At 67.0% G+C, this 4,921-nt stretch carries 4 protein-coding genes and 1 pseudogene; 2 read left to right on the top strand and 3 right to left on the bottom strand.

Annotated elements, in window-relative coordinates; genetic code table 11:
- Positions 1-231: 231 nt before the first annotated feature.
- Entirely contained in the window at positions 232-1,818 is a 1,587-nt protein-coding gene (locus tag AB0M20_RS27445; protein WP_364302967.1) for an Nramp family divalent metal transporter, read from the bottom strand.
- Positions 1,819-1,979: 161 nt separating this feature from the next.
- Positions 1,980-2,480, bottom strand: coding sequence for a hypothetical protein (locus tag AB0M20_RS27440; RefSeq protein ID WP_364302965.1), 501 nt, complete (start codon positions 2,478-2,480; stop codon positions 1,980-1,982).
- A 667-nt stretch (positions 2,481-3,147) separates the two neighbouring features.
- Here AB0M20_RS27440 and AB0M20_RS27435 point away from each other — a divergent pair.
- A pseudogene (locus tag AB0M20_RS27435) lies at positions 3,148-3,447 on the top strand (DDE-type integrase/transposase/recombinase); the annotation flags it as partial.
- Positions 3,448-3,521: 74 nt separating this feature from the next.
- On the top strand, positions 3,522-4,265 hold the full coding sequence (locus tag AB0M20_RS27430) for an SDR family oxidoreductase (protein WP_364302963.1): 744 nt from the start codon (positions 3,522-3,524) through the stop codon (positions 4,263-4,265).
- Between the two features lie 88 nt (positions 4,266-4,353).
- Here the strand turns inward: AB0M20_RS27430 and AB0M20_RS27425 are convergent.
- On the bottom strand, positions 4,354-4,921 hold a 568-nt coding region (locus tag AB0M20_RS27425; protein ID WP_364302961.1), incomplete at its 5' end, for a hypothetical protein.

Here is a 4,921-nt window from a genome sequence, read left to right as displayed (position 1 = left end):
AGCGGAACCCTGCGAACGCCGAGCGAGGAGACCAGGTACCAGACCGAGCAGCGGACTTCACCGGCCAACCCTGCCTGATCGGCCGACGCAACAGAGCCCGCTCGATCCCGGTCAGTGGTAGCGCCGGCCGATCACGCCGAAGAGTCGTCATCGACTGCCCGCCTGACGCCCGACCCCGACTCGCGCCGCCCGGTTGATCCCCGGGCGGCGCTGTTCTCGAGTCGCGGCGGATCAGAACGTGACCAGCGGCGAGCCGGTGAGCTGATCCATCGCGAAGTTGATGAAGAAGAAACCGAAGAACAAGGCAACCAGCGCCAGTACGACGTACGACCACCACGACGCGCGTGCCGGCCGTGGCAGCTTGCCGATCAGGTACATGAGCGCGAACGGGAAAATCATCGCCGCCAGGTTCGACATGTTCGCTGCCCATTGGACAAGAGTGACGGGCAACGCGCTGAAGATGATGATGGAGATGACGATTCCGAGGACGATCATGAATGGGTAGTAGAAGCGTCGCGGATCTCCCGCGATGAGCCGGCGGAATCCGGCGCTCGACCCGTAGAGCGCGTCGACCATGTTCCGGGTGAGCATCTCGAAGACGACGATCTGCGTCTTGAACAGGATGACGAAGCCGATGAACAGCGCCCAGCCGAAGAACAGGCTGCTCTCGCCGGTCGCCCGCAGTTGGTCGGCCACGTAGGTCGGCATGCTCGCGACCGTAGGCTTGACGCCGCTGACCTCGGCGAGGTGGCTGACCAGAATGCCGGGCATCAGCATGCCGATGAGGGCGCCCGGCACAAAGATGGCCCACATCTCCAGCTTGAGGAAATGCCACCAGCGCCCCCACCGGGCCGCGTTCTCCGGCGTCTCCCGGAACGTGGTGCCGACCGGCGCGATCTCCGGATGGTCTTCGCCGCGGGCAAGCAGTCCCGGGATGTAGCCGGTCTTGCTACCCATCCCGTAGCCCTTGTCCCGGTAGTAGTTCATGAATACGTAGTTGAGGCCGGACGCCATCGCGGCGAAGCCGGCCACCGCGCCGATCGTCGTCGCCTCGGTTCCCTCCGGTGGCAGCGCCGGCCGGATCATGCCGACGATGCCGTCGAGCCACGCGCTCGGCGGGGTGAGAATCAGGACCACGAGGAACAGCGTCACGAGAATGAACATGACGAGGACCCAGAACAGCAGTTCCAGCGTCCGCGAAATCTTCTTCCCGAACAGCGTGATCACGAAGACCACGCCCATCAGGCCGACGCCGATCCACCGTGTCGTGGTCAGGTCGTCCCCGGTGGGAATGTCGCCGGTGACCAGCGTGAAGAAACTCGCGCCCGCCGATGCGGCCCATCCACCGGTGATGAACGCCAGATAGAAAAGAGCAACTGCAAGGATCGTGCCGACGTACGCCCCGGGCGGCACCCGCCCGAAGCCGAGCGACGGCACCTCGCCGGTCGCCAGCACGTACCGGCCGATCTCCATGTTGTACAACGCCTGCAGGAGGATCGAAATCGTGATGATGAAGCCGACGCCGGTCCACCCGAGGCTACCGATCGCCTGAGGCCCCAGGAGCCACTCGCCGCTCCCGATCGAAAGGCCGAGGGCAATCATGGCCGGCCCCATGATTTTTGTGATGGTCTCCTTGAAGCCCGTCTTCGGGACGTGGAAGACCTCTTCCGGCGTCGGTAGGTCGTCCACGCGAAGTGGCGGACGGCCGACGCCAAGGGGATACTCGGCAGCCCTGACGGGCTGAGATGCGCTAGTCATCGTCTCTCCCGGTCTGCGAGTTGGTGCCCACGCAATGGCGCTGACGCGCCGTGCGTACATCGATGGTCATCCCTGTAATGAGACCGGGCAACCCCCCGACTGCCTCGTTCTGGGCGGACCGGCTCAGGCCGCGGCTTCCAGGTGACCAGGAGACGGCCATCGTCTCGCCGGTCTCATCGGGTAGAGGTCCGCCGCCGGTGCGGTGAGTGGCGATCCACGCCTCAATGTCGCTCAGCGTCCAGATCTTGCCCTGAGCCAGCTTCGCGATGGGTTTGGGGGCTCTGTTGCGTCGGCCGATCAGGCAGGGTTGGCCGGTGAAGTCCGCTGCTCGGTCTGGTACCTGGTCTCAGAGCCGCCGGGCCGAGCCCATCAAACCCGTCCAGCAACGCGGCTGCTGCGGACCGATCAACGGGTACTCGCACCGCTGCATACGCCGTATAACCGACCAGCGCCTGCGACAGGGCGTTGCAGCCGGTGCCGATCCCCGCAAGCACCGAGCCCACCAGAACCACTCCGCCCGGCCGCAACCGCACCACACTCGCCAACGCCACGATGAGCAGCAGCGAGCCGGCCGCATACGTCAGCTTCGCGATGAGCCACCGGGCCGGACCGGCGGCCACCACATCCAACAGCGCCGACGCCGACTGCCCATCGACCACCGGATGCAGGCCATTACCCGCCACAATCAGCGCCGGCGCCGCCACCATCACCGCAGCGGCCAACCATCCCACCGCCGGCACCCGGCCGGCCCGCTCGACCGAAGTGCGGTCAGTTGCTGAGACATCTCCGGCCTCCCCTGGTCTGCGCCGGCTGAATGCCGGCGGACGTCAGGAGCCTGCCCGTCCCGGCATCCCGGGAGACAGAGGAATCCTTCCCGATGAGGGGACAATGTGCGGCTGATGTGTCCGGACCTACTTTCCGGTTTCGGACACGACAGGGTTCGGCCGCTCTATCTGCGTCAGGCGTTGCGCCCGTCGAGGGTGTAGGTGACGAAGCCTCACTCGGATCAATATCTTCGCCGTGCTTCAGAATCAAGACATGGCGGCTGAGGCAGTTTTCGGGCTCGTAGGCGTTTTGCTCGGCTCGGTATCACATCTGTCGTCGCCGTGTACCAGGTGCAACTGGCTCGCAGACCCGAACGCGATGCGCGTGGCCATGAACGAGCCAGGGCAAGCCGGGCACGACACAACGCCTTCCAGCGCGAGAGCATAACGGCCCCTTCAGGACGCAGCGGCAGACATGATCAAGGCCGTTTACGACGAACAAGATCGACAGTTGGCACAGATGAGTCCGACATCTGGCTGGCCAGCTCGACGATGGGAGACGTCAACCGCAGCCGGTTGGGCCGACGCCGAAATCCGGCTACAGGTCGCCCGCCCTAAAGTCGTCCCAACCGAGGTGGTCACCGACGCCGCACCGGTTTACCTCGCCGTACTCGACGAGCTGCTGCCGGCGGCATGGCACCACGTCGAGCAGTACGCGAACAACCCGATCGGTGCCGATCATGGTCAACTCAAGCGCGGGCTGAGACCAATGCGCGGGCTACAGACCGATCGGAGCGCGCAGGTGGTGATCGCGGGTCACGCCTTCCTGCAGAACCTTCGACGCGGCCATTACGAACTCGGAGTCGAGACCCGCCCAGGACTACGGGCCGGCGCCGCGTTTACCGAACTCGCCCAAGCGATCTGACAGTCAGCCCTGCCGGACTCAGCGTCTCCACCGTTCCGGCAACGCAACGGAGCCGCCGGACGAAGGGAAGCGTCATGAAGGTCGTGGTAATCGGTGGCATGGGGCTGATCGGGTCGAAGCTGGTGGCCAAGCTGGGGGAGCACGGTCACGAAGCGGTTCCGGCCGCGCTCGAGACCGGCGTGAACACCATCACCCGGGAAGGGCTGGCCGAAGCGATCGAGGGCGCGGAGGTCGTGGTGGACGTGTCGAACTCGCCGTCCTTCGAGGAGGCGGCGGTGATCGACTTCTTCCGGACGTCGACCACGAACCTGCTGGACGGCGCGGCTCGGGCGGGGATCGGCCACTATGTGGCGCTGTCGGTGGGCGGTACGGACCAGCTGGCCGAGTCCGGCTACTTCAAGGGCAAGATCGTTCAGGAGCACCTGATCCGGGAGTCGGGACGGCCGTACTCGATCGTGCACGCCACCCAGTTCTTCGAGTTCGTCCGGGCCATCGCGGACCTCAGCATGGTCGACGGCGAGGTGCGCCTGCCGCCGGTGCTGTTCCAGCCGATGGCCGCCGATGACGTCGCCGCCGGCGTCGGGCGGGTCGCGGTGGGGGAGCCGGTCAACGGCATCCGCGAGCTCGGCGGCCCGGAGCAGTTCCGGCTGGACGAGTTGGTGCGCAAGGCGCTCGCCGCCAAGGGCGACCCGCGGAAGGTGATCACCGACGAGCGGGCCGGCTACTCCGGCGCGCCGGTGGGCGAGCGGACGCTCGTTCCGGGCCCGGACGCCAGGCTCGGCGAGACCACCACGGCGAAGTGGCTCGCCCAGCAGTAACCACTCGCCATGCACGCCGGGCGACCGCCCCAAGGGAGGTTGCCCGGCTGCCTTCTCGGACGCGTCGCTTGTCGGACGGCGTCGCTTGTCAGACGGCGTCGTGGATGACGTGCAAGGTCGGCGGGCCGCCCGCCGGTGGGACGGTCACGGCGTACAGGTGCTCCATGTCCGACGACCAGGTGAGGCCGCGCGGCGCCAGGACGTCCGTGCTCACGTCGATGCGTTCCTCGGGGACCACGCCGCCGGTCTCGTAGATGTAGATGTCGTCCCCGGCGGCGCGCACGCCGTTGACCACGTAGCCGTCGTCCGGTGAGGCGGCGACGGCCAGCGGGTGGTAGCCGGTGTAGTACGAGCCCCGGCCGGACAGGTCGTCGGTCGCGTAGGCCTGCGTCGCATTGCGGCCGCCGGCGCCGGTCAGCAACGTCTCGCCGTACTTGTCCAGTCCGATGTCGAACAGGTTGCTGCCCGGCGCCGTGGACTGCGCACGCGCGCCCAGGGCGTTGTCGGCGTCGACGTCGTAGACGTACACCGTGGACCGGCTGAGGTTGAGCTGCGCGGCGACCAGCGTGCCCGGCTCCTCCGGCGTCTCGGTGCGCTCCGTCTCCTCCGGCTCCTCGTCCTGATGGGCCGCCAGCAGCGGCGCGCGCTGATAGCGG

The organism is Actinoplanes sp. NPDC051633, from assembly GCF_040681735.1.
In the GTDB taxonomy this organism is placed as follows: Bacteria; Actinomycetota; Actinomycetes; order Mycobacteriales; family Micromonosporaceae; genus Actinoplanes.
This window is presented reverse-complemented; position numbering and strand designations above follow the sequence as displayed.

Coding starts and splice junctions, on each gene's coding strand:
- AB0M20_RS27445 (WP_364302967.1), bottom strand. CDS start 1,818: ATGTACGCACGGCGCGTCAGCGCCATTGCGTGGGCACCAACTCGCAGA.
- AB0M20_RS27430 (WP_364302963.1), top strand. CDS start 3,522: ATGAAGGTCGTGGTAATCGGTGGCATGGGGCTGATCGGGTCGAAGCTG.